We start from the raw sequence: 24,118 nt of genomic DNA on the forward strand, positions 1-24,118 counted from the left end.
AAAAGCATGAAAAAAGCAATACTCAGTGTGTCCGATAAAACAGGGCTCGTCGAATTCGCCCAACAATTAGTTGAACAAGGTTATGAACTCTATTCAACAGGAGGCACGATGAAAGCCTTAGAAACAGCACAAACACCTGTGAAATCAGTTTCAGAGTTAACACAATTTGATGAAATCCTTGATGGGCGTGTAAAAACATTACATCCAGCAGTCCATGGTGGTATTCTTGCTGATCGTGATAAAGCAGAACATCTCAATCAATTGAAAGAACAACATATCGATTTAATCGACATGGTCGTAGTTAATCTTTATCCATTTAAAGAAACAGTCGCAAATCCAGATGTGACAGAAGAAGATGCGATAGAAAATATCGATATCGGTGGTCCAACGATGTTACGTGCTGCAGCGAAAAACTTCAAACACGTGACTACAGTGGTAGACCCAGTTGATTATCATGAAGTGATTGACCGTGTGAAAAATGATACGTTAGATGAAAGCTTCCGTAAATCATTAATGGTAAAAGTATTTGGCCATACCCAAGACTATGATCAAGCAATTGTTCAATTTTTCAATGAAAGCAAAGAAACATTACGCTACGGTGAAAATCCTCAACAATCTGCTTACTTTGTACGTGAATCTAATACGCCACATACACTCGCTGGAGCTAAACAACTTCACGGTAAACAATTGAGCTTCAACAATATTAAAGATGCAGATTCAGCACTAGCATTAGTTAAACAATACGATGGACCTGCAGCAGTCGCAGTCAAACATATGAATCCATGTGGTGTAGGTATTGGTGACACAATTGAAGAAGCCTATGCTCGAGCTTATGAAGCAGATAGCCAATCAATCTTCGGTGGTATTGTGGCGTTAAATCGTCCAGTAGATGAAGCGTTAGCAACAGAATTACACAAAATCTTCTTAGAAGTCGTCATTGCACCATCATTTACTGATGCAGCGTTAGAAGTATTAGAACAGAAGAAAAATATTCGCCTACTCGAAATTAAAATGGATCAAGATGAATCCCCTGATATGGTCTCAGTATCTGGCGGTTATCTTGTACAAGAAAAAGACCGTAAACAAGTCTCTCGTGAGGATATGACTGTTGCTACTGAAACCGCACCAACTGAAGCACAGTGGGAAGCGATGTTATTTGGTTGGAGTGTTGTTCGCGCAGTGAAAAGTAACGCAGTCATTTTAACGAATGCACATCAAACACTAGGTGTTGGTGCAGGACAAAGTAACCGTGTAGGATCAGCGCGTATAGCGATTGAACGTGCAGATCATATCGAAGACAATGTTGTCATGGTGTCTGACGGCTTCTTCCCAATGGATGATACCGTAGAATTAGCAGCACAACATGGCATTAAAGCCATCATTCAACCTGGTGGTTCTAAAAAAGACCAAGATTCAATTGATATGGCGAATAAACATGGTATTGCCATGGTTATGACTGGTGTACGCCATTTTAAACATTAATGAGATTTGGAGGAAATCGAACATGAATGTATTAGTAATCGGAGCGGGTGGTCGAGAACATGCATTAGCCTATAAATTGAGCCAATCAGCACTCGTGGATGAATTATATGCGATACCGGGTAATGTAGGTATGGAAAAGGTCGCTCATGTCGAGTCAGATATCGCAGAATCAGACCACAAAGCAATCGTTGACTTTGCACAATCTCATGATATTGAATGGGTCGTGATTGGACCTGAACAACCGCTTACAGATGGACTTACAGATCTATTAATCGAAGCAGGGATAAAAGTGTTTGGACCGACACGTGCGGCTGCACAAATCGAAAGCTCAAAAACGTTTGCCAAAGCACTGATGAAAAAATATGATATCCCGACAGCAGATTATCGTTCTGTGACGAATAAACAAGATGCGTTATCTTATATCGAATCATGTGATTATCCAGTTGTCGTGAAAAAAGATGGCTTAGCAGCAGGTAAAGGGGTCATCATTGCTCAAAATTATGATGAAGCTGAAGAAGCGGTCGAACAATTCTACCAAAATGGGGATGCACGCGTTATCTTTGAAAGTTATTTAGAGGGTGAAGAGTTTTCACTTATGACTTTCGTTAATGGAGATTACGCAGTGCCTTTTGATTGTATCGCCCAAGATCATAAGCGTGCGTATGATCACGATGAAGGACCTAATACTGGGGGCATGGGTGCATATTGTCCAGTGCCTCATATTTCATCCGACGTGATTCAACAGACAAATGACCTCATTGCTCAACCTATTGTAAAGGCTATGGATAAAGAAGAGGTACCATTCTTTGGAGTGTTATATATCGGCGCGATTCTTACAAAAGAAGGCCCTAAAGTCATCGAATTTAATGCTCGTTTTGGGGATCCAGAAGCTCAAGTTCTACTTACACGTATGGAAAGTGACCTCATGCAACATATTGTGGATCTCTACGATAAACGTGAAATTCACTTTGAGTGGAAATCTGATGCGGTAGTCGGTGTGATGCTAGCTTCTAAAGGATATCCAGGTGCTTACGATAAAGGTGCCACTCTAAAAGATTTCCCTGTAGATGATGGACAATACTTTATCAGTGGGGTTAAACGTGATGGTGAACAACTCGTCACTTCTGGTGGACGTGTTGTACTAGCTGCAGGTCAAGGTAGTACAATCCAAGATGCGAAAACAAATGCTTATGATAAAGTAGCTCAAATTGAAAGTGAAGCACTCTTTTATAGAAATGATATTAGTGATAAAGCCTTGAATTCATAATCGAATTAAACAATTATTAAAATAAGCGTGGTGTACATCCGATATAGGATACGCCACGCTTTTTTGTGTTAACGACTGCTTTTTAAATACAAAGATGAAAGGTGGAATTTTCAGCACAAACAAAAACTCTCACCCTGAGGCTTGGGTGAGAGAAAGGTTAAGGTCATCCCCTCGTAGACGATGGTATTACACCGTTTTCGACATCATTAATTATTATTTATTTTGAGGTATGGATTGGGATCAGGATAAATAAACGATAATGTTTAACTGAAATCATTGAGTCTGATATCGTTGATGCCTGTAATAGGGAAGGTTTGCCATAATAAATAGGCAACAATCACAAGCGCAACGACAATGATTACGAGTAAAATATCTTTATAGGAAAAGGGTGCATGATAATAATACGTACGAGGTCCATCCTTAAATCCTTTTTTCTCCATTGCTACTGAGAGTTGATGCGCCTTTCTTATGTTTTGACTGAGCAATGGAATGAATAAATGTTTGAGACGTTTGATGCCTTTATAATGCTGTGGTGCGATGACTTGGTAGCGCATTTTCAATGAGTGACGGAGTTGAATCAAAGATGTGATCATGAGCGGTACCATGCGAATCGCTGCCATAAATGCATAGGCTACTTTCGGTTTTACTTTCAAGTGTTGCATTAAGCTGTAAAAGACCATAACAATGTGTGAGGTAAAAGCGATTAAGATACCAAAACATGAAATGGTAATTGTACGTAATGCGAGATGTAGCCCTCTAAATAGACTCTCAGTGGTAATGTGCATAAATCCGAATTTAAATATCGTGTGTGTGCCATCACCATAAAAGATCATGAAAAAAGAGGATATGATACTGAAGACGATTGCTACACCGACAAAGGCAAAGGTAATGCCCCATTTAACCCCGTTGAACACCATCAGTAATAAAAACATCATGATAGCTAAATACAATATGAAATCAAATTGATGAACTAAGATGACAAAGAAAAAGAGTATGACTGCGATGGCTAATTTCGTGATGATATTAACATCATCGACAAATGTTTTGCGTATCTTCCACATTTCAAACATAGTATTCACCTGGCTTATCTGTTTGATGAAGTTGTTTATCTGTGATGTGTAGTTGACGTGTTGGATAACGTCGGATGATCTCTGGATCATGAGTAATCATCAAGATGGTTTGTCCATTCTCAACACGTTGTTGGAACAAGCGAATTAAATTAAATGTATTATGACTATCCAGTCCAAATGTAGGTTCATCTAATAAGATGATATCTCCGTTTGAACTCATGGCAGTCGCCACACTTAATCTACGTTTTTGTCCGACAGAAAGTTCAAATGGGTGTTGATCTTTCACACGTGTTAAGTCGAGTGTTTCTAACATGTCTGCAGTCGCAGCCTCTGCCTGGTCTTTCGTCATATCTTTGTATTGAATGTAAATTTCCTCATAAACTGAATTGGTAATAAATTGCAAATCAGGATTTTGATAAACGAGGTACATATGTCCTGCTACGTCTTTAACTTTACGAAGTTGTTGTCCCTCATAAGACATTGTTCCATCGTATTTCAATAGCTGCATCATAGATTCTAAAAGAGTTGTTTTGCCAGCACCATTCGAGCCAGTAAGGGTAATCCATTCGCCCGTACCAATGCTTAAATCATCAATTGAAAGTAACGTCTCTTTACCACGTTTAATATGTCCATCGATATATTGGAAGCGGGGTTGTGATTCAACTATGGACTCCCTTTCAGTCGGTGATGGGGCATGATCCCATGCATGGGGATGCCACACGCCGTAGTCTGTCAGCAAGTCTTCATGCTGTTTTAAAATAACACTTGGGGTATCATCTGCAACGATTTCTCCATCATAATTGATTAAAATAACGCGATCCACATTGTCCCAAATATGTTCCACTTTATGTTCGACGATTAAAACCGTTTGGTCATGCCATACATCTTTGATTTTACGCCAAAGCGATTCCGTAGCTTCTTTATCCAACATGGCAGTGGGCTCATCTAAAAAGAGCGTATTAGCACGTTGTAGTATCGTTTCTACAATCGCTAATTTTTGTTTCATTCCACCACTTAACTGATTGACGTATTGGGTTTGATCTATGTTGAGATTAACCGCATTTAATGCTGCCTCAATTTGTGCATCCATTTCTGAACGTGGCACCTGTCTGTTTTCCAATACAAAAGCTAATTCTTCGTTCACTTGTGGCATACAGAATTGATTGTCAGGATCTTGGAAGATAACGCCACAATGTTTATCTATAGATAATTCATCATATTTCATTGGTAGATCGATAAGATCCGGTACGATGCCACTTAGTACATTGAGTAAAGTGCTTTTCCCAGCCCCTGATGGGCCGAGTAATAGCACTTTCTCTTTGTCTTGAATCGTCAGATCGAGACCATCAAAAATTTTCTTTTCACTGTTTGGGTATTTCATGCGTAAATTTTTAGCCACTAACACAGAATGACTCCTTATAAGTTGTCATAATCTGAACGTGAAGATTGTCTGAACAATTTAGTCACGCCCGTCTTATCCAAGGCCTTCACAATATAATACGAAGCAAGCCCTGCGACGACGATTCCACTGATAAGGCGGAAACCAATGTAGAGTGCTAAGTTCCAGCCGGCAATTTCTGCTAAATACCCATAAGCAAAGTCGAGTGGTAGTGTCACTACAGCAGCAAGTAGACCTGCTAACATCGCTACCATTGCTGAACGTGATTGATAACGGAAAATAGCGAAAATAATTTCACAAGCTAAACCTTGTAATAGACCGTATATCATTGTAGCGATATCGAAACGTCCCATAACAATCGTTTCACCAGCGCCTGCAGCAAATTCAGCAAGTACGGCAATCCCTGGTTTAGGGATGATGAGATAAGCAACCACAGCTGCCATAAACCACATTCCATAAGAAAGTTCTTCAAGGTGTAACCCTGTGACTTGTAATGCGTTATAAACAAAGTTCCAGATATTGTAAATAATCGCAAACACGACCGCGATTAACACGGTTACAAGAATATCAGAGAGCTTTAATCCTTTTGACATAAACATCCTCCTAACAAAACAAAAACGCACAACCTGATTAGATTGTGCGCATAAAATGGCATACGGATCGTATATGATTAAAAACACTTTCCTCCGCTAGCTTCATCTAGATCAGGTTCAAAGGGTTTGAGGTTGCCCTCATCTCAGTTTTAAAACACCCCTAGTGCGAAATGTTTATTAAATTTATCATATTTAATGTATGCCTTTTTGATACCTTTGTCAAGGTGGCAACAAGTCAAAATTGTTAGCGGTTTATAACAAATCGCATAAAAAAAGAGTATGTAAGTATCTGCATGCTTTGTCATACTTACATACTCATGCCAAAGTAAATGACATATCAATAGATCGTTGAGTTTTTATTTTCTATTAGTCTAATGTGTCTTGTACGTTACTTTGTATTTCTTCTTGATCGTCTTTAGCTTCTTCGTGTTTATCTTTTAATTCTTCTTCTTTTTCTTTAGCTTGTTCTGCAGCTTTTTTGATGTTTTCTTCAGACATATCTGAGCACTCCCTTTCTCAATGTTATCTCTTTATATCGCTATACCACATTTTATGGAAAATAAACGCGTGTAGAGATTGGATATGCTACATGTAAGATAGTGACAGTATGAGGGGATAGGGATGAAATAAGTAGGATACAATATTTGACCCATTTATGACATTTGTCATAAAATGAAGGTTACTTATATCAAATAGCATGATGATTAATGAAACCAAAATAAGAAGAGTTGACGGCATCGATTCACCGTCGTACTATAGTCTTATTTGTAAGGAATATAAAGACAAGAACTTAAAGTTCATATATAATGATGGTGAGGTGAATGGAATGTCCTTTCTAAAGAAGCATGCTGAAATATTGTACAGTTATATCATAGGACTTGCTTCGCTGTTAATTGGTATCATCATCTTAGTTAACATTCCACTGATTCATAAGTTAAATGGTAAAGAAAAAGTGACGTTATATATAGATAATGTCTGGGATTTTATCAATGCATTTTTCAGTGAAATTATCAGAGTGATGAGCCACTATATCGGTAATTTTCCGATTATCAGTGCAATTTTAATTATTTTATTCGGAGCATTGTTAATCTACATAGGTACGTTATTGTTCCGAACTACAAAATATGACTATGATATTTCAATATTCTTTTTAGTCATTGTTATCTTGTTTTTTATCATTACATTAATTTTAATGACGCAAGTGTATAGCTTTTTCGCTATTATATTTGTAATTCCTTTCGCGATACATATTGGCTACATCGTATATAAAGATGAATTGAATCGAAATCATCGTAAAAGTCATTACTTACTGATTATATTCAGTTATGGTATTTCTTATTTAATTACACAAATCGTACTGTACAACAGAATTGGTAGCGATGAGATTCTACCGATTGATATCTTGAGTGTGAACGCATTCTTCTTAATCATGTGGTTATTAGGACAAATGGCGATCTGGAATTTCTTATTCCTCAGACGGTCATTACCATTAACAAAACAAGAATTAGGTGAGGAAGAACCTGAGTTATCTAGAAAAGATAGAGACTCTGTAACGAACCAAACCAAAGAACGCTTAAAATCACTACAAGATAAAACAACCGAATTCACGCGTAAGACAAGACGTAGTGTTGATATTGAAAAAATGAGAGCGAAAAAAGATAAATTTGTAAACAAATGGAAAGAAAAAATTGATATCCAAGAAGATGATATTCCGAAATGGATGAAACCACCAAAATGGATGAAGACAGCTTATATCGAACTCTTCTGTGGTGCGGTATTACTCTTCTTCACGATCATTGAATTTAACAACAGAAATTCATTATTCGTGTCCGGTCAATGGGAAATGTCACAAACACAATATGTCGTGGAATGGGTGACTTTATTCTTACTCATGGTAGTCATCATCGCCTATATTTTGACTACGCTTGTGAATTTCTTAAAAGGTAAATTTTATTATCTACAACTCTTCTTGATCAGTATTCTTTTCTTCAAATTACTCACAGAATTCGTCAACATTATGGTACATGGCTTACTGTTATCAACATTTATCACACCAATTCTACTCGTGATGTTGTTGGCAGTGATTGTGGCCTTTATCATTAACTTACGTAAAGAAGCACATGATAGTATCGTTGAATAACAAATTAATCCATAGACAGCGGTTTTTATTAAGTTAAGAACCGCTGTTTTATTTTGTGCATTTTTAATAATAGGGAAAAATGAGGTGAAGGTTTGACGTGTACCATTTGTGTTAAGATGATAGAATGAAGAGAAAGTACATGGTAAACAGCAGAAAGGATAGGTGGCATTTCCATGAAAACCGCAACGGTTAATAAAGGGAAAGAAACGAAATATTTAAATCAATACCCCCTTATAGAAGAAGATGATTTATACGCACACGATCACTTAAAAGAAGGGGATCTCTTTTATCTTGTTAATGATAGCGGTCAATATATTGCGACCGCATATGTAGGTCGTCAGCATAAGGGCATTGGTTGGGTCCTCAGTTATGATAAAGACACCGATATCAATGTGTCATTTTTCGAAGCATTATTCACTGAAGCATTAGAAGATCGTCAATACTTTTATCAAATTGAAGGTACAAATGCATTTAGACTCTTCAATAGTGAAGGTGACGGTGTCGGTGGTTTAACGATTGATAATTACGATGGGCACTTACTCATTCAATGGTATTCTAAGGGGATTTATAAATTCCGTTATACGATTTTAGAAGCGGTTAAACGTGTCTTTGATTACACTTCTATTTATGAGAAAATGCGTTTCAAAGATAAAGCAATCACAGGTGGGTTTGTAGAAGGTAAGGCCCCTGCTTTCCCAATCGTCATCGAAGAGAATTTCACCTATTATAATGTCGATTTAGATGATGGACCTATGACAGGTATCTTTTTAGATCAAAAAGAAGTAAGAAAAAAATTACGTGATCAGTTTGCGGCAGATCGAGATATCTTGAACTTATTCAGTTATACTGGTGCATTTTCTGTCATCGCAGCTGAAGATGCACAGTCTACAACGAGTGTAGATCTTGCTAACCGTTCTAGAGCATTGACGGAAGATAACTTTGGCCTTAATGGTATCGATCCGAAGTCCCAATACATTTATGTCATGGATACATTTGATTATTATAATTATGCGAGCCGCCACCATAAAGTGTATGACACGATCGTCATCGATCCACCTAGCTTTGCTCGTAATAAAAATAAAACATTTTCCGTGCTCAAAGATTACGATAAATTGATTGAAGGTGCGCTCGAAATTTTAGCACCGCAAGGCACATTATTACTCTGTACCAACCACAGTGGCTTGAGTCTCAAATCATTTAAAAATACGGTCAAACGCACATTAGATGAAGCAGGTATGGACTACGAAATCAATGAAGTGATGGGACTACCTAAAGATTTCAAAACACATCCACACTACAAGCCATCTAAATATTTAAAAGCAATTTTTGTGACGATGAATTAACCCTATCGAAATGGGGTAACATCATAAAAATATGACTGTTTTAGGAGTGAAAGCGACATGGGCATTAAAAATAAAATGACCAATAAATTAACGCATAAAGTAGGAAATAAAGTTCTCAATATTGAAAATGTAGACACCAAACATTTTTTACCGACGGACGAAGCTGAATTAGCTGAACGTCACCAACGTGCACAAGCGATTGTGCGTAAGAAAGCACTCTTATCTTCTAGTGTCAGCGTCGTACCGATTCCAGGATTAGATTTTGGTGTAGATATCAAACTGATGAGAGATATCATCAGCGACATTAATAAGTTATACGGGTTAGATAAGAAACAAGTGAACTCACTTGGGGATGAAATGAAAGAACGTATTCTAACGGCAGCTGCAATTCAAGGCAGTCAGTTCATCGGAAGAAAGGTTTCTGAAGGCTTACTTAAAGTAGTGATTCGTGATGTAGCTAAACGTACGGCAGCCAAACAAACGAAATGGTTCCCTGTCGTTGGACAAGCACTTTCTGCATCCATTAGTTACTATTTCATGAAGAAAATCGGTGATGATCACATTGAAAAATGTGAAAAAGTAATTCGTGACTTGTGGTGATATTAGAGCGTTTTCAAAAATGCGTCATAATATTGCTGAGATGTTGCGATAACTGGGATAGAACAGATTGAATTTATATGTAGTTTTTGGTAGAGTTTAGTATATAAAACGCACAAGGTTTTATAAAAAATCATTCTAGCTATACGAAGGAGTAATCAAATTATGGAACAAAAATCTTATGTAATTATCGACGAAACAGGAATTCATGCACGTCCAGCAACTATGCTCGTGCAAACAGCATCAAAATTTGATTCAGATATACAATTGGAGTACAACAGTAAAAAAGTAAACCTAAAATCAATCATGGGTGTTATGAGTTTAGGCGTAGGCAAAGATGCAGAAATCACAATTTATGCAGATGGTAGCGATGAAGCAGAAGCAATTGAATCAATCACTGAAGTTTTATCTAAAGAAGGCTTAACTGAGTAATATGTCTAACTATATGAAAGGTATCGCTGCCTCAGATGGTGTTGCAATTGCTAAGGCCTACTTACTTGTAGAGCCAGATTTATCATTTGATAAAGAACAAATTACAGATGTTGAATCTGAACTCGAAAAATTCAGAAATGCTATCGAAACAACAAAAGTAGAATTAACTAAAATTCGTAATAATGCAGAGCAAAATTTAGGTGCAGATAAAGCAGCTATTTTTGATGCACATTTACTTATTTTAGATGATCCTGAAATTATTAATCCCGTAGAAGATAAAATCAAAAACGATAAAGTGAATGCACCCACAGCATTAACTGAAGTCACTGATCAATTCGTTTCTATTTTTGAATCTATGGACAATGAATATATGAAAGAACGTGCGGCTGATATTCGTGACGTTTCAAAACGTGTATTGGCACACATTTTAGGTGTAGAATTACCAAACCCTAGCATGATTGATGAAAGCGTTGTCATCATTGGTAATGACTTAACGCCTTCAGATACTGCACAACTTAACAAAGCATACGTTCAAGGTTTTGTGACTAATATCGGCGGTAGAACGTCTCACTCCGCTATTATGAGTCGTTCAATGGAAATCGCAGCCGTGGTTGGTACAAAATCAATCACTGAAGAAGTTAAACAAGGCGATATGATTATCGTGGATGGTTTAACTGGCGAAATTATTATTAATCCAACTGACGATGAAGTCATCGCTTATCAAAATAAACGTGAACGTTTCTTTGAAGATAAAAAAGAATTACAAAAATTACGTGAAGAAGACTCTGTCACTGCTGATGGTACACAAGTTGAACTCGCTGCAAATATCGGTACACCAGATGATTTAGACGGTGTCATTGAAAATGGTGCAGAAGGTATCGGCTTATATCGTACTGAATTCTTATACATGGGTAGAGATGAGTTACCTTCAGAAGAAGAACAATTCGAAGCCTATAAAAAAGTGTTAGAAACAATGGATGGTAAACGTGTGGTCGTACGTACATTAGATATCGGTGGCGACAAAGAGTTACCATATATGAATTTACCTAAAGAAATGAACCCATTCTTAGGTTATCGTGCGATTCGTTTATGCTTAGATCAACCTGATATTTTCCGTCCACAATTACGTGCATTATTACGTGCATCTACGTACGGAAAACTCAATATCATGTTCCCAATGGTTGCGACAATTCAAGAATTCCGTGATGCTAAAGCATTGTTGGAAGAAGAAAAAGCAAACTTAGAACAAGAGGGAGTTGAAGTCTCAGATGATATTGAATTAGGTATTATGGTCGAAATTCCATCAACAGCTGCTTTAGCAGATGTCTTTGCGAAAGAAGTCGACTTCTTTAGTATCGGTACAAACGACTTAATTCAATATACAATGGCTGCAGACCGCATGTCAGAACGCGTATCATACCTTTATCAACCATATAATCCAGCTATTTTACGCTTGGTTAAACAAGTCATCGAAGCTTCTCATAAAGAAGGTAAATGGACTGGCATGTGTGGTGAAATGGCTGGGGATGAAGTTGCGATTCCATTATTACTCGGTCTCGGTTTAGATGAGTTCTCAATGAGTGCAACATCTATTCTTAAAGCAAGACGCCAAATTGCGAACTTAAGTAAAAACGAAATGAATGAATTATCTAATCGCGCAATTGATTGTGCGACTGCAGATGAAGTTCAAACATTAGTTAAACAATACGCAAAATAAAGTAGGGTATGAAAAGTGCCACCCGATGTAGGTTGATACAGACCTGCATAAGGGTGGCATTCTTGTTTTACGTGTCAAATTGGGTTTTAACATATAGTTCTGTGAGTCATTGTTGTTTAGAAAAATTAGATGGTCTATTATGACTCAGATGTCTCGATGTGACACACTTGATTGATTTTATCCATGTCGACTTGGTACATCGGTTCGCCGTCCAATAGAATAAAAGGCGTCGCAAATGCATCGTAATCTATCATTTCATTACGATATTCACTTTTAGCGATATTCTTTTCTGTGTAAGGGACCTCGTGATGAGTTAAATAATTTTTAACAAAAGTACACGGAGGACAATCATTTTGTGTATATATAGTTATGTCTGGCATCTAACCGCTCCTTTTCATTCATTCAATACACCTTACTATAAGAGAAGCAAGGTTACATTTCAAGCAGCTCAACTGATTTTAAAGGAATGATATGATGTTATTTATCAAATGAAAGCGAATGTAGTATCATATGACTATGCATAACAAATGATAAGTGATCGAAAATCACCACCTATTTATAGTGGAGGCAACAATTAATGGATAAAGAATATGTAGTAATCGGATTAGGTCGTTTTGGCGGCAGTATTGTGAGAGAATTAAATGCGTTAGATATGGATGTCATGGCGATTGATAGTAACGAAGAACGTGTGAATGAATATAGCGATATCGCCACACATGCGGTGGTTGCGAATACGACAGATGAAGCGGTGATGAAAAGTTTAGGTATCCGTAATTTTGATCATGTGATTGTAGCCATCGGTGAAAATATCCAATCTAGTACGTTAACCACACTGATTTTAAAAGAATTAGGTGTTAAAAAGGTAACGGCTAAGGCCCAAAATGATTACCATGCGAAAATATTAAATAAAATAGGGGCGGACACCGTCGTTCACCCAGAGCGGGATATGGGAAGACGTATCGCTCATAATGTGGCGAGTGCGAGTGTACTTGATTATCTCGAATTAGCAGATGAACATTCTATCGTTGAAATTAAAACGAGTGAAAAAATGGCAGGACAATCCATTGTTGAACTCAATGCAAGGGCACAATTTGGTATTAATATCATTGCGATTAAACGAGGAAGCGAATTTATCGTCGCACCTGATCCAAATATGAATATTGAAATCGGAGATATTTTAATTATTATCGGTCATGATAATGATCTCGATCGTTTTGAGAAAAAAATCGTTCGTTAGTATAATAAAATCAAGTGAGAAAGATAAAGTAAATCGCAATATTTTACAGAGGATCAAAGATTATAGGAAACGTAATGGATTAAAAATATAATTCATTTTTGAAATAGGATAATACATTACTTTTAAAAATTAAACAACGTGTAAAAGTGTGTCTTCATCTAGCTCATTTTGTAAAGTTGTTTGATAAGATTGCATGACCATCCGAGACTCCTGAGGCATCTAGCCGAAACTGAAAATCCATTTTGGCTAAATACTTATATTAATTTAAAGTGTCATTTATTAGCCAAAATTAGTTGAAGTGAGGCGCCTAGGAAAGCGAGGATAGGTAAGCAATCTGTAAAAAACTTTAAAATATGGTGAGTTACCATAATTGATGGAAAGAAGAACAAAACCTGCTGACAATGTTAAGTCATTGCCAGCAGGTTTTGTTTATTTTTCTGAAGTTGTTTGTTGTTTCGCTTTATCGTTGTGATTTGATTTATAGTTACGTTGATCATTTTTCTTATGATTAGATTTACCTTTATACTTCGTTTTCAACGAACGATTTGATTTTGATCTTTTCGCTGAATTTGAAGTAGGTTGAGGCGCATTGCCATCTTCATTCACTTTCATAATGATAGGTAATATCATCGGTTTACGTGCTGTTTTCTCATATAGATAAGGTTGTAATGTTTCAATAATAGAAGATTTAATTTGATGCCATTGGATGTCTTTATTTTGGTTTAGTTTTGAAATGACTTCTGTTTTAATACGATGTTGTGCATCGTAAATCAGTTGTCCAGATTCACGCATGTAAACGAAGCCACGTGAAATAATATCAGGACCTGAGAGTAGTTGATTTGTGTTGAAATCAATGCTGACTACGACAATAACTAAACCTTCTTCTGATAACAGTTTACGATCTCGAATGACAACGTTACCGATATCACCAATACCGCTACCATCAACGAGTACGTTACCGGAAGGGATGCGACCTGCTTTTCGTCCTGAATCATGTGTGAGTGCAACGACATCGCCGATATCACAAATGAATACATTGTCTGGGTCAACACCACATTCAATGCCTGATTCGCTATGTGCTTTCAACATGCGATATTCACCATGGATTGGCATGAAGAATTTAGGACGTAATAAACGTAACATTAACTGTTGGTCAACTTTAGAACCGTGACCAGAAGTATGGATGTTAGATACTTTGTTATGAATGACTTCTGCGCCTGCACGGTATAACGCATTGATTGTGCGGTTGATACTTTTCGTATTACCTGGAATAGGTGAAGAACTGAATACTACAGTATCTTCAGGGATGATTTTAATCTGTTTATGTGTACCGTTCGCAATACGTGATAACGCAGCCATTGGTTCACCTTGTGATCCTGTACATAAAATAACTAATTCATGTTTGGATACACTGTTAATTTTGTTTGGTTCGATAAAGGTTTCTGGCGGTGCTTTAATATAACCGAGCTCCATACCAATGCTGATGTTATTTTCCATTGAACGACCAAACGTTACGATCTTTCTACCGTATTTAACTGCAGCTTCTACCGCTTGTTGGACACGATAAATGTTAGATGCGAACGTCGCAAAGATGATACGTCCGGTGCAGTTACGGAAAATTTTATCGACGTTTTGTCCCACTTCTCGTTCACTCATTGTGAAATCTGGTACTAATGAGTTTGTGGAATCAGAAAGAAGGCAAAGGACACCTTCATCGCCGAGTTTCGCCATTCTTGCAATGTTTGCGGGTTTACCAACTGGCGTGAAGTCGAATTTAAAGTCACCAGTGTGAACGATATTACCTTCAGGTGTATGCACGACGACACCGTATGTTTCTGGAATACTGTGCGTCGTTAAGTAAAATGATACTTCAAAATGTTTTGATTTAATGACACTATCTTCATCGATTTCATTTAATTTAGCATTACGAAGTAAATGATGCTCTTCTAATTTATTACGTATGAGACCTAAAGCCAATGGGCCACCATAGATAGGCACATTGATTTGTTTGAGTAGGTAGGGCACACCACCTATATGGTCTTCGTGTCCATGTGTGATAAATAATCCCACGATTTTATCTTGGTTTTGTTCAAGATAAGTATAATCAGGGATAACATAATCAATACCAAGTAAGTTGTCATCAGGGAATTTAATTCCTGCATCAATGATGACAATCTCATCTTGATATTCAACGGCATAGGTATTTTTACCTATTTCACCTAAGCCGCCTAATGCATAGACAGCTACTTCATTTTTATGAATTTGCTTCATTATTCAGCATGCTCCACTTTGAAATGGTCGGATTGTTTTTCATATTCTAAATGTGCGCCCTCTAATTTAGTTATGAATTCGATGTTATAGTTTCTATCTTTTAAATAGCGTCTTACTTGTTCTTCGCTTTCGCCTTCTACATAAATTGTTTGTGTATTTTCACGAACGATGACTTCATCGTTATTTTCTTGATAAAATACTTTAAAAATTGACATAATAATTTGTTCCTCCTGCAACTTATATAATTTCTCTTTATTGTGAAAACCCTAGTCGAATACTTGGTCGAATATGGATAGTAAAAGCTAATTAAGAATGACCATTACTATAGTACGTAGGTTATGTTTTAAATAAAAATAGAACATACCAGCTTTTCTGCCCAGTATGTTTAGGGTTTCTAAATTACGTTCAAATGAAGAAAACACGTAAGAACTACGTGTTTTTCAGTTATTTCCTATTTTACATGATGTGCGTGAATAAATAAAGCAGTTTTATTTTTAAAGACAAATTTTAACGCTCCTGCACTGGCGCAAAAATGAGCGAGTAATGTTTCAAATGACATGAGTTCATCAACAATGTGATATAATACATATTATAAGAAAATTGAGAAAAATAAGAAATCCGTAAAAAGGTAGGTGTCTACATGGATGTGAAACATCTCATAGAAATTGTGAAGCGCGAACAAAAACGCACAGATAAAATGTTTCAAGCATTGTCCTTAGAAAGGAGAGGGGATGAGGTGGTTGTATTTTTCAACTATGAGGAAACAATTGATAACGAGTTAGATGACACACATTTTATCCAGCATCACCATGACCCAGTTTTTCTCACAGACAGTGAACTCGATAAACTCATCAATGAACTCAATCACATAGGGACAGCTTACGAGTTAAGAGATGATGTATTTATGTAAAAAAAGTGACCAACAAAGTCTTCATCTTGATGTATGATCGAAGTATGAGACTTTATTGATCACGCTATAGCATGTGCAAAATGCTTACACACTTACTGCATTATCATGTGGTTGTAATGGTTGGTCTTTATCAATGTAGTCATAGAACATAATACCGTTTAAATGGTCGATTTCGTGTTGTACTACAACAGCTGGATAACCTTTCAAACGTAATTTGACGTCTTTACCATCAATGTCTTTCGCTTGTACTGTCACTCTGTATTTACGGTGTACGAGGCCTGGAATATCTTCATCGACACTCAAACATCCTTCGCCTGTAGGTAAGTATGCTTCTTGGATACTGTGACTCATGACTTTTGGATTCACGAGCATGAGGTCGTAAGATTTGCCATCGCCATCGTCAGGTAAGTAAACAGCAACCATACGTTTAGGGACATTGATTTGTGGTGCAGCGAGACCTACACCTGAACGCAAGCCATATTTATTGGCTATCTTTTCATCTTGACTATTTATTAAAAACTCTCTCATTGATTTTAATGTTTCGCGCTCTTCATCAGAAAGCGGAAGTTCAACATCTTGCGCTTTCTCACGCAATGTTGGATGACCATCTTTAATAATGTCTTTCATTGTTAACATAAATTGCATACACCTTCCTTACTTATTATATTACCAAAAATGATGGTTTGAAATACAGTATTCTATTTGCTTATGATCATTTTATTATATAATATAGCCACTATCATAGAAGGAGGGTTTATTGAGAATGAAATTAAGACATGGGCTAGGTGTATTACTCGCTTCAAGCCTACTATTGACGGCCTGTACAACGGACAAGGGCGAAATTGAAGATTATAATGAACAAATCCAAAAAGCATTCGATAAAGAGAATGCAATCCCTGAAATTGGAAAAAATTTAAATGAATTAGAAGAAAAGAAACAAGATTTAGTGAAAGATGTGAATGGCAACAGTGAAGGTGCAATGCAAAACGCCTCTAAAAAAGTGATCGATAACATCGACGAGCGTAAAAAAGAATTCAAAAAAGAAGAAAAAGCAATTGACGCATCAGAAGATGAATTCAAAGAAGCACAAAAACACGTCGAGAATATTAGCGATGACGATAAACATAAACAAGTCAAAGAGTTAGACGATGCATTAGTAGAAAAATATGAAGCCCATGACTCATATGCCAAAGCCTATCATAATGTGATGGATGCAGAGAAGTCTCTCTTTAACTACACATCAGGTGAAGACATTGACCAAAATGGTATCGATGAGAGATCTGAAAAAGTAACTGATTCTTATAAAAAAATGGATAAAGCTTTCGAGAAATACTCTAAAGCAATGAATAAAGTGAACAAAGAAAAACAAGATGTAGACGAACTCACTTAGCACAAAAACGCGATTTAATTTAAATTAGACGAAATTGTTAAAATTAATGAAAATGCTTTAAATCATTTGATATATAATAGTATAATTAAGAGTGTAAGAAATTGTTATATTATACTAATACAGATGGTAACAAAGTATTAGTACAGCTCTGAAACTGTACTGTTCCAAGGTGTTACAGAAGTTATTTAAAAAGTTAACAGTTTGTAAATTTTATGGTACAATATCAGAGGATAAAATGATTTCTATTATATGGGAAAGGTATGGTGAATTGAATGGCTACGAAGTTGAAAGCCCAATTCGATGCAGAGAAAGTATTGGAAGATACTCAATCTCAATTTGAAATGATCCAAGTTTTGGATGAAGACGGTAATGTAGTAAATGAAGACTTAGTACCTGACTTATCTGATGAAGAATTAGTAGAATTAATGAGAAGAATGGTGTGGACACGTATCCTCGACCAACGTTCTATTTCATTAAATAGACAAGGTCGTTTAGGTTTCTACGCGCCTACAGCAGGTCAAGAAGCTTCACAATTAGCATCTCAATATGCTTTAGAAAAAGATGACTTTATCTTACCTGGTTACCGTGATGTGCCACAATTAATCTGGCACGGTTTACCATTAACTGAAGCGTTCTTATTCTCAAGAGGACACTTTAAAGGTAACCAAATGCCTGAAGGCGTGAACGCAATGAGCCCACAAATCATTATCGGTGCTCAATATGTTCAAACAGCAGGCGTTGCGCTCGGTATTAAAAAACGCGGTAAAAATTCTGTAGCAATCACTTACACTGGTGACGGTGGTTCATCACAAGGTGACTTCTACGAAGGAATTAATTTTGCTTCTGCATATAAAGTACCAGCCATCTTTGTAATACAAAATAATAACTATGCAATCTCAACACCACGTAACAAACAAACTGCTGCTAAATCATTAGCACAAAAAGCTATTGCAGTAGGTATTCCTGGTATCCAAGTTGACGGTATGGACGCATTAGCAGTATACCAAGCAACTAAAGAAGCACGTGATCGTGCAGTCAATGGTGAAGGTCCATCATTAATTGAAACAATCACTTATCGTTATGGTCCTCACACAATGGCTGGGGATGACCCAACTAAATACAGAACTTCAGATGAAGATTCTGAATGGGAGAAAAAAGATCCTTTAGTACGTTTCAGAAAATATCTTGAAGGCAAAGGCTTATGGTCTGAAGAAAAAGAAAACGAAGTTATTGATAATGCAAAAGCTGAAATCAAAGCTGCTATCAAAGAGGCAGACGGTGTTGCAAAACAAACTGTTACAGACTTAATCGAAAACATGTACGAAGACATGCCTTACAACTTAGCAGAACAATATGAAATTTATAAAGAGAAGGAGTCGAAGTAACCCATGGCACAAATGACAATGGTTCAAGCGATTAACAACGCGCTTAAAACTGAATTACAAAGCGACGAAAATGTTTTACTTTTCGGAGAAGACGTTGGTGTTAATGGTGGTGTTTTCCGTGTAACTGAAGGGTTACAAAAAGAATTTGGTGAAGACCGTGTATTCGATACACCTTTAGCAGAATCTGGTATCGGCGGCTTGGCACTTGGTTTAGCAGTTGAAGGCTATCGTCCAGTAATGGAAATCCAATTCTTAGGTTTCGTATTCGAGGTATTCGACTCAATCGCTGGTCAAATTGCACGTACACGTTTCCGTTCAGGTAACTCTAAATCAGCACCAGTTACAATCCGTGCTCCATTTGGTGGTGGCGTGCACACACCAGAATTACACTCTGATAACTTAGAAGGTATCTTAGCTCAATCACCTGGATTAAGAGTTGTGATCCCTTCAAATCCTTACGACGCAAAAGGATTACTTATTTCTGCAATCAGAAGTAACGATCCAGTCGTATTCCTAGAACACATGAAAATTTATCGTTCATTCCGTGAAGAAGTTCCGGAAGAAGAATACACTGTTGACCTCGATAAAGCGAGCGTTAAACAAGAAGGTAACGATATTACATTAATCGCTTATGGCGCAATGGTTCAAGAATCATTAAAAGCAGCAGAAGAACTTGAAAAAGATGGTTATTCTGTAGAAGTGATCGACTTACGTACAGTACAACCACTTGATATTGATACACTTGTTGCTTCAGTAGAAAAAACAGGTCGTGCTGTTGTAGTACAAGAAGCTCAACGTCAAGCTGGTGTGGGTGCAGCAGTTGCTTCAGAACTTTCAGAACGTGCTATTCTTTCATTAGAAGCACCAATTGCTCGTGTAGCTGCAGCTGATACTGTATATCCATTCACTCAAGCTGAAAACGTTTGGTTACCAAACAAAAACGATATTGTTGAACAAGCAAAAGCGACATTAGAATTCTAGTAATAACTTGATAAAGTAGGCTTCGATCAAGAGCAGGCAAAACTTACCCTTGAGATAGCCTACTTTTTCGAGATATATCATATATTATGATTTAAATTGAAATATTAGGAGGACAAAGACGTGTCATTTGAATTTAAATTACCAGATATAGGTGAAGGTATTCATGAAGGTGAAATCGTAAAATGGTTTGTTAAAGCTGGAGATGAAATAGAAGAAGATGATGTCTTAGCAGAAGTGCAAAATGACAAATCTGTAGTTGAAATTCCGTCTCCTGTTTCAGGTAAAATCGAAGAAGTGTTAGTTGAAGAAGGCACTGTAGCCGTAGTTGGTGACCCAATTATCCGTATGGATTCACCAGACGCTGAAGGTATGACTTTCAAAGGTCAAGACAACGACGACGCTTCTGACGATGCAAAAGAAGAAGCACCTAAAGAAGAAGAAACAAAAGAAGAAACAACTCAAGAAGCACCTGCTGATGAAGATGTAGATGAAAACAGAAAAGTTAAAGCAATGCCATCAGTTCGCAAGTATGCACGCGAAAAAGGTGTTAATATTAAAGCAGTGTCAGGGTCAGGTAAAAATGGTCGTATCACTAAAGAAGATGTTGACACTTACCTAAATGGTGGCGGTGCAAGCGCTGCTGATAGCGAAGATAGCCAAGCTGCTGAATCAACTGGCAGTGAACAAACAGCTGCAGCAAGCAACGATGCATTCCCTGAAACAACTGAAAGAATACCAGCAATGCGTAAAGCAATTGCTAAAGCAATGGTTAATTCTAAACACACTGCACCTCACGTAACATTGATGGATGAAATCGATGTTCAAGACTTATGGGATCACCGTAAAAAATTCAAAGAAGTTGCTGCAGAACAAGGTATCAAACTTACATTCTTACCTTATGTAGTTAAAGCACTTGTATCAGCACTTAAAAAATTCCCAGCATTGAATACTGAATTCAATGAAGAAGCTGGCGAAATCGTGAATAAACATTACTGGAACATTGGTATCGCAGCAGATACTGACAGAGGTTTACTCGTACCTGTTGTTAAAAATGCTGACCGTAAATCAATCTTTGAAATTTCAAGTGAAATTAACGAGTTAGCTGGTAAAGCACGTGACGGTAAATTAACTAACGATGAAATGAAAGGTGCAACTTGCACAATCACAAACATCGGTTCTGCTGGTGGTCAATGGTTCACTCCAGTTATCAATCAACCAGAAGTTGCTATCTTAGGTATTGGCCGTATTGCACAAAAACCAATTGTTAAGGATGGAGAAATTATTGCAGCTCCAGTACTTGCATTATCATTGAGCTTTGACCATAGACAAATTGATGGTGCAACTGGACAAAACGCTATGAATCACATCAAGCGTCTATTAAATAATCCAGAATTATTATTAATGGAGGGGTAAAGTATGGTAGTCGGAGATTTTCCTATTGAAACAGATACTATAGTTATTGGTGCAGGACCAGGAGGATACGTTGCAGCGATTCGTGCAGCGCAACTAGGTCAAAAAGTAACAATCGTTGAAAAAGGCGACTTAGGTGGCGTTTGCTTAAACGTTGGTTGTATTCCTTCTAAAGCATTACTTCACGTTTCTCACCGTTTTGTTGAAGCACAAGATTCAGAAAATCTAGGTGTTGTAGCTGACGGCGTGAAACTTAACTATGATAAAGTTCAAGAATTCAAATCATCTGTTGTTAACAAATTAACAGGTGGTGTTGAAAGCTTACTTAAAGGTAACAAAGTAGAAATTGTTAAAGGTGAAGCTTACTTCGTAGACGATCACAGCTTACGCGTGATGGACGAAAAAAGCGCTCAAACTTACAACTTCAAACACGCTATCTTAGCTACTGGTTCTAGACCAATCGAAATTCCTAATTTCGAATTTAGCGACCGCGTGTTAGATTCTACTGGTGCTTTAAACTTACAAGAAGTACCTAACAAACTTGTTGTAATCGGTGGCGGTTACATCGGTTCAGAATTAAGTACTGCATTTGCAAACTTCGGTTCTGAAGTTACAATCTTAGAAGGCGCTAAAGACATCTTAGGCGGTTTCGAAAAACAAATGTCACAACCCGTTAAAAAAGGCATGAAAGCGAAAGGCATTGACGTTGTTACAAACGCTATGGCTAAAAATGCTGAAGAAACAGAAGACGGTGTGAAAGTGACTTACGAAGTTAAAGGCGAAGAAAAAACAATCGACGCTGACTACGTATTAGTTACTGTAGGTCGTCGTCCAAACACGGATGAACTTGGACTTGAAGAAATCGGTATTAAATATGGAGAACGCGGCTTATTAGAAGTTGATAAACAAAGCCGTACTTCAGTAGAAAATATCTTCGCAATCGGTGACATCGTTCCTGGATTAGCACTTGCACACAAAGCAAGCTATGAAGGTAAAGTTGCTGCTGAAGTGATTGCTGGAGAAGCTTCTGAAGTAGACTATGTAGGTATGCCAGCTGTTGCTTTCACTGAACCTGAACTTGCGCAAGTTGGTTACACTGAAGCACAAGCTAAAGAAGAAGGCATTGAATACAAAGCTTCTAAATTCCCTTATGCAGCAAATGGCCGTGCGTTATCATTAGATGACACAACTGGTTTCGTTAAATTAATCACTACTAAAGAAGACAACACACTTATCGGTGCTCAAGTTGCAGGTACAGGTGCATCAGACGTTATTGCTGAATTAGGTTTAGCAATCGAATCTGGTATGAACGCTGAAGATGTAGCGTTAACTGTACATGCTCACCCAACTTTAGGTGAAATGACTATGGAAGCTGCTGAAAAAGCATTAGGCTTACCAATCCACACAATGTAATGAAACGTGCTTGCTAAGCGCTCGTTTTAAGCAATAATATAGAGGCTGGGACTTTGATACGTCCCGGCCTTTTCGTTTATGATAAGTAAATAATTCCAATTAGAAAGGAATGAATCGTATCGAATATCAATATCCGATTGATTTAGACTGGTCGAACGAAGAAATGATGCGAGTGGTGTCATTTTTCAATGCAATCGAAGCATATTACGAAGATCAAGTAGAGCGTGAAACACTTATGGAACGCTATCGACAATTTAAACGCATCGTGCCAGGGAAAGCAGAAGAAAAACAAACCTTTAAATCGTTTGAAAAAGCAAGTGGTTACAGTAGTTATCACGCTGTGAAAGATGCTCAAAATCATCCCGATCAAAAAATGATTGGAAAAAACTTAAAATAAAGCTTGTCTTTAAAGCTACATTCTGATATTTTTATTAAGCAGTAAACAAAATGTTTAGTAAAAGTAAACAGGATGTAGCTTTTTTATGTGAGCAAAGATAAGGAAATCAAAGGATAAAGGTGAAATAGATGGCTTTAGATATTGGTAATCGATTACGTAATTTACGACGCATAAAGGATTTAACTCAAGAGGAGTTAGCAGAACGCACGGACTTATCAAAAGGGTATATTTCACAGATTGAGAGTGATCATGCTTCTCCTAGTATGGAGACATTTCTGCTTATTTTAGAAGTGTTAGGGACAACACCGAGTGAATTTTTCTCAGTTAAAGATGAAGCAAAAATCCTTTATCCCAAAGCGTCTCAAACGACGTATGACGAATATGATGAAGGCTATGTGTTGAACTGGTTAGTGAGCCAGTCGAATGAATTTGAAATGGAACCTTTATTGCTGACGTTAAGACCGCAATCCGCCTATAAACAATTTAAACCTTCTAATTCAGAAACATTTATCTATTGTTTAGAAGGTCAGGTGCGTCTTGTACTTGGATCTCAAGTTTATGACGCAAATGAAGGAGATGCGCTTTATTTTAAAGCAGATCAACGTCATCACTTATCGAATCCAACGTCTGCACCGACGCGTGTATTAATTGTAGCGACATCATCTTATTTATAGGAGGGGAACC

24 protein-coding genes and 1 riboswitch are annotated in these 24,118 nt (G+C 37.2%); of the genes, 16 read left to right on the forward strand and 8 right to left on the reverse strand.

Going from position 1 to position 24,118, the window contains the following annotated elements; translation table 11 throughout:
• The first annotated feature begins 6 nt into the window (after positions 1-6).
• The gene (gene purH / locus APS80_RS01655) at positions 7-1,482 is read left to right on the forward strand and encodes a bifunctional phosphoribosylaminoimidazolecarboxamide formyltransferase/IMP cyclohydrolase (RefSeq protein WP_059106543.1); all 1,476 of its coding nucleotides are present in this window, start codon (positions 7-9) and stop codon (positions 1,480-1,482) included.
• 22 nt (positions 1,483-1,504) lie between these two features.
• On the forward strand, positions 1,505-2,749 hold the full coding sequence (gene purD / locus APS80_RS01660) for a phosphoribosylamine--glycine ligase (RefSeq protein ID WP_059106544.1): 1,245 nt from the start codon (positions 1,505-1,507) through the stop codon (positions 2,747-2,749).
• Between the two features lie 263 nt (positions 2,750-3,012).
• Here the strand turns inward: purD and APS80_RS01665 are convergent, their stop codons facing one another.
• From APS80_RS01665 to graF, 4 genes are all read right to left on the reverse strand, one after another.
• Positions 3,013-3,819 carry an energy-coupling factor transporter transmembrane component T family protein gene (locus APS80_RS01665; RefSeq protein ID WP_059106545.1) on the reverse strand — a complete coding sequence of 269 codons (807 nt, stop codon included), beginning with the start codon at positions 3,817-3,819 and terminating at the stop codon, positions 3,013-3,015.
• A complete protein-coding gene (locus tag APS80_RS01670) occupies positions 3,812-5,224 on the reverse strand; it encodes an ABC transporter ATP-binding protein (protein WP_059106546.1) in 1,413 nt (470 codons plus the stop codon). Before APS80_RS01670 ends, APS80_RS01665 begins: the two co-directional genes overlap by 8 nt.
• 11 nt (positions 5,225-5,235) lie before the next feature.
• Entirely contained in the window at positions 5,236-5,811 is a 576-nt protein-coding gene (locus APS80_RS01675) for an ECF transporter S component (protein ID WP_059106547.1), read from the reverse strand.
• 71 nt (positions 5,812-5,882) lie between these two features.
• Positions 5,883-5,983: riboswitch (TPP riboswitch) on the reverse strand.
• 194 nt (positions 5,984-6,177) lie between these two features.
• The gene (graF, locus tag APS80_RS10905; protein WP_197708589.1) at positions 6,178-6,309 is read right to left on the reverse strand and encodes a glycopeptide resistance-associated protein GraF; all 132 of its coding nucleotides are present in this window, start codon (positions 6,307-6,309) and stop codon (positions 6,178-6,180) included.
• 328 nt (positions 6,310-6,637) lie between these two features.
• On the opposite strand from graF, the gene auxA reads away from it, so the two are divergent.
• The 5 genes from auxA to ptsP all read left to right on the forward strand — a co-directional run bounded on the left by auxA (position 6,638) and on the right by ptsP (position 12,040).
• Positions 6,638-7,951 (forward strand): lipoteichoic acid stability factor AuxA, encoded by a 1,314-nt coding sequence (gene auxA / locus APS80_RS01680; protein ID WP_059106548.1) that lies wholly within the window; start codon positions 6,638-6,640, stop codon positions 7,949-7,951.
• A gap of 173 nt (positions 7,952-8,124) precedes the next feature.
• Positions 8,125-9,294, forward strand: a complete 1,170-nt coding sequence (locus APS80_RS01685; RefSeq protein WP_059106549.1) for a class I SAM-dependent rRNA methyltransferase — start codon at positions 8,125-8,127, stop codon at positions 9,292-9,294.
• 57 nt (positions 9,295-9,351) lie between these two features.
• A complete protein-coding gene (locus tag APS80_RS01690; protein WP_059106550.1) occupies positions 9,352-9,894 on the forward strand; it encodes a hypothetical protein in 543 nt (180 codons plus the stop codon).
• A 162-nt stretch (positions 9,895-10,056) separates the two neighbouring features.
• Positions 10,057-10,323, forward strand: a complete 267-nt coding sequence (locus APS80_RS01695; protein WP_059106551.1) for a phosphocarrier protein HPr — start codon at positions 10,057-10,059, stop codon at positions 10,321-10,323.
• A gap of 1 nt (position 10,324) precedes the next feature.
• Positions 10,325-12,040, forward strand: a complete 1,716-nt coding sequence (ptsP, locus tag APS80_RS01700) for a phosphoenolpyruvate--protein phosphotransferase (RefSeq protein ID WP_059106552.1) — start codon at positions 10,325-10,327, stop codon at positions 12,038-12,040.
• Positions 12,041-12,177: 137 nt separating this feature from the next.
• On the opposite strand, the gene APS80_RS01705 is transcribed toward ptsP, so the two are convergent.
• Positions 12,178-12,420, reverse strand: coding sequence for a glutaredoxin family protein (locus APS80_RS01705; RefSeq protein WP_059106553.1), 243 nt, complete (start codon positions 12,418-12,420; stop codon positions 12,178-12,180).
• Between the two features lie 197 nt (positions 12,421-12,617).
• On the opposite strand from APS80_RS01705, the gene APS80_RS01710 reads away from it, so the two are divergent.
• On the forward strand, positions 12,618-13,277 hold the full coding sequence (locus APS80_RS01710) for a potassium channel family protein (RefSeq protein ID WP_059106554.1): 660 nt from the start codon (positions 12,618-12,620) through the stop codon (positions 13,275-13,277).
• A gap of 429 nt (positions 13,278-13,706) precedes the next feature.
• Here the strand turns inward: APS80_RS01710 and rnjA are convergent, their stop codons facing one another.
• Both rnjA and APS80_RS01720 read right to left on the reverse strand, forming a co-directional pair.
• On the reverse strand, positions 13,707-15,548 hold the full coding sequence (gene rnjA, locus APS80_RS01715; RefSeq protein ID WP_059106555.1) for a ribonuclease J1: 1,842 nt from the start codon (positions 15,546-15,548) through the stop codon (positions 13,707-13,709).
• Positions 15,548-15,763: a DNA-dependent RNA polymerase subunit epsilon gene (locus tag APS80_RS01720; RefSeq protein WP_059106556.1), complete on the reverse strand. Its 216-nt coding sequence runs from the start codon at positions 15,761-15,763 to the stop codon at positions 15,548-15,550. Before APS80_RS01720 ends, rnjA begins: the two co-directional genes overlap by 1 nt.
• 425 nt (positions 15,764-16,188) lie before the next feature.
• Here APS80_RS01720 and APS80_RS01725 point away from each other — a divergent pair, with 425 nt between their 5' ends.
• On the forward strand, positions 16,189-16,458 hold the full coding sequence (locus tag APS80_RS01725) for a hypothetical protein (RefSeq protein WP_059106557.1): 270 nt from the start codon (positions 16,189-16,191) through the stop codon (positions 16,456-16,458).
• A gap of 84 nt (positions 16,459-16,542) precedes the next feature.
• On the opposite strand, the gene def is transcribed toward APS80_RS01725, so the two are convergent.
• Positions 16,543-17,094 (reverse strand): peptide deformylase, encoded by a 552-nt coding sequence (gene def, locus APS80_RS01730; protein WP_059106558.1) that lies wholly within the window; start codon positions 17,092-17,094, stop codon positions 16,543-16,545.
• A gap of 127 nt (positions 17,095-17,221) precedes the next feature.
• Here def and APS80_RS01735 point away from each other — a divergent pair, with 127 nt between their 5' ends.
• From APS80_RS01735 to APS80_RS01765, 7 genes are all read left to right on the forward strand, one after another.
• Complete coding sequence (locus APS80_RS01735) at positions 17,222-17,848, forward strand: YkyA family protein (RefSeq protein ID WP_059106559.1); 627 nt, start codon at positions 17,222-17,224, stop codon at positions 17,846-17,848.
• Between the two features lie 272 nt (positions 17,849-18,120).
• Positions 18,121-19,233 (forward strand): pyruvate dehydrogenase (acetyl-transferring) E1 component subunit alpha, encoded by a 1,113-nt coding sequence (gene pdhA, locus APS80_RS01740; protein WP_059106560.1) that lies wholly within the window; start codon positions 18,121-18,123, stop codon positions 19,231-19,233.
• A 3-nt stretch (positions 19,234-19,236) separates the two neighbouring features.
• The gene (locus APS80_RS01745; RefSeq protein WP_059106561.1) at positions 19,237-20,214 is read left to right on the forward strand and encodes an alpha-ketoacid dehydrogenase subunit beta; all 978 of its coding nucleotides are present in this window, start codon (positions 19,237-19,239) and stop codon (positions 20,212-20,214) included.
• Positions 20,215-20,334: 120 nt separating this feature from the next.
• Positions 20,335-21,627: a dihydrolipoamide acetyltransferase family protein gene (locus APS80_RS01750; RefSeq protein WP_059106562.1), complete on the forward strand. Its 1,293-nt coding sequence runs from the start codon at positions 20,335-20,337 to the stop codon at positions 21,625-21,627.
• Between the two features lie 3 nt (positions 21,628-21,630).
• Positions 21,631-23,037, forward strand: a complete 1,407-nt coding sequence (gene lpdA / locus APS80_RS01755) for a dihydrolipoyl dehydrogenase (protein ID WP_059106563.1) — start codon at positions 21,631-21,633, stop codon at positions 23,035-23,037.
• Positions 23,038-23,155: 118 nt separating this feature from the next.
• Complete coding sequence (locus APS80_RS01760; RefSeq protein WP_059106638.1) at positions 23,156-23,434, forward strand: UPF0223 family protein; 279 nt, start codon at positions 23,156-23,158, stop codon at positions 23,432-23,434.
• A gap of 128 nt (positions 23,435-23,562) precedes the next feature.
• Complete coding sequence (locus tag APS80_RS01765) at positions 23,563-24,108, forward strand: helix-turn-helix domain-containing protein (RefSeq protein WP_059106564.1); 546 nt, start codon at positions 23,563-23,565, stop codon at positions 24,106-24,108.
• Positions 24,109-24,118 lie beyond the last annotated feature (10 nt).

Source organism: Staphylococcus auricularis (genome assembly GCF_001500315.1).
Classification (GTDB): domain Bacteria; phylum Bacillota; class Bacilli; order Staphylococcales; family Staphylococcaceae; genus Staphylococcus; species Staphylococcus auricularis.

Coding starts and splice junctions, on each gene's coding strand:
- APS80_RS01735 (WP_059106559.1), top strand. CDS start 17,222: ATGAAATTAAGACATGGGCTAGGTGTATTACTCGCTTCAAGCCTACTA.
- auxA (WP_059106548.1), top strand. CDS start 6,638: ATGTCCTTTCTAAAGAAGCATGCTGAAATATTGTACAGTTATATCATA.
- pdhA (WP_059106560.1), top strand. CDS start 18,121: ATGGCTACGAAGTTGAAAGCCCAATTCGATGCAGAGAAAGTATTGGAA.
- APS80_RS01685 (WP_059106549.1), top strand. CDS start 8,125: ATGAAAACCGCAACGGTTAATAAAGGGAAAGAAACGAAATATTTAAAT.
- APS80_RS01695 (WP_059106551.1), top strand. CDS start 10,057: ATGGAACAAAAATCTTATGTAATTATCGACGAAACAGGAATTCATGCA.
- graF (WP_197708589.1), bottom strand. CDS start 6,309: ATGTCTGAAGAAAACATCAAAAAAGCTGCAGAACAAGCTAAAGAAAAA.
- purD (WP_059106544.1), top strand. CDS start 1,505: ATGAATGTATTAGTAATCGGAGCGGGTGGTCGAGAACATGCATTAGCC.
- ptsP (WP_059106552.1), top strand. CDS start 10,325: ATGTCTAACTATATGAAAGGTATCGCTGCCTCAGATGGTGTTGCAATT.
- purH (WP_059106543.1), top strand. CDS start 7: ATGAAAAAAGCAATACTCAGTGTGTCCGATAAAACAGGGCTCGTCGAA.
- APS80_RS01705 (WP_059106553.1), bottom strand. CDS start 12,420: ATGCCAGACATAACTATATATACACAAAATGATTGTCCTCCGTGTACT.
- APS80_RS01725 (WP_059106557.1), top strand. CDS start 16,189: ATGGATGTGAAACATCTCATAGAAATTGTGAAGCGCGAACAAAAACGC.
- APS80_RS01745 (WP_059106561.1), top strand. CDS start 19,237: ATGGCACAAATGACAATGGTTCAAGCGATTAACAACGCGCTTAAAACT.
- lpdA (WP_059106563.1), top strand. CDS start 21,631: ATGGTAGTCGGAGATTTTCCTATTGAAACAGATACTATAGTTATTGGT.
- APS80_RS01720 (WP_059106556.1), bottom strand. CDS start 15,763: ATGTCAATTTTTAAAGTATTTTATCAAGAAAATAACGATGAAGTCATC.
- rnjA (WP_059106555.1), bottom strand. CDS start 15,548: ATGAAGCAAATTCATAAAAATGAAGTAGCTGTCTATGCATTAGGCGGC.
- APS80_RS01690 (WP_059106550.1), top strand. CDS start 9,352: ATGGGCATTAAAAATAAAATGACCAATAAATTAACGCATAAAGTAGGA.
- APS80_RS01665 (WP_059106545.1), bottom strand. CDS start 3,819: ATGTTTGAAATGTGGAAGATACGCAAAACATTTGTCGATGATGTTAAT.
- def (WP_059106558.1), bottom strand. CDS start 17,094: ATGTTAACAATGAAAGACATTATTAAAGATGGTCATCCAACATTGCGT.
- APS80_RS01675 (WP_059106547.1), bottom strand. CDS start 5,811: ATGTCAAAAGGATTAAAGCTCTCTGATATTCTTGTAACCGTGTTAATC.
- APS80_RS01765 (WP_059106564.1), top strand. CDS start 23,563: ATGGCTTTAGATATTGGTAATCGATTACGTAATTTACGACGCATAAAG.
- APS80_RS01710 (WP_059106554.1), top strand. CDS start 12,618: ATGGATAAAGAATATGTAGTAATCGGATTAGGTCGTTTTGGCGGCAGT.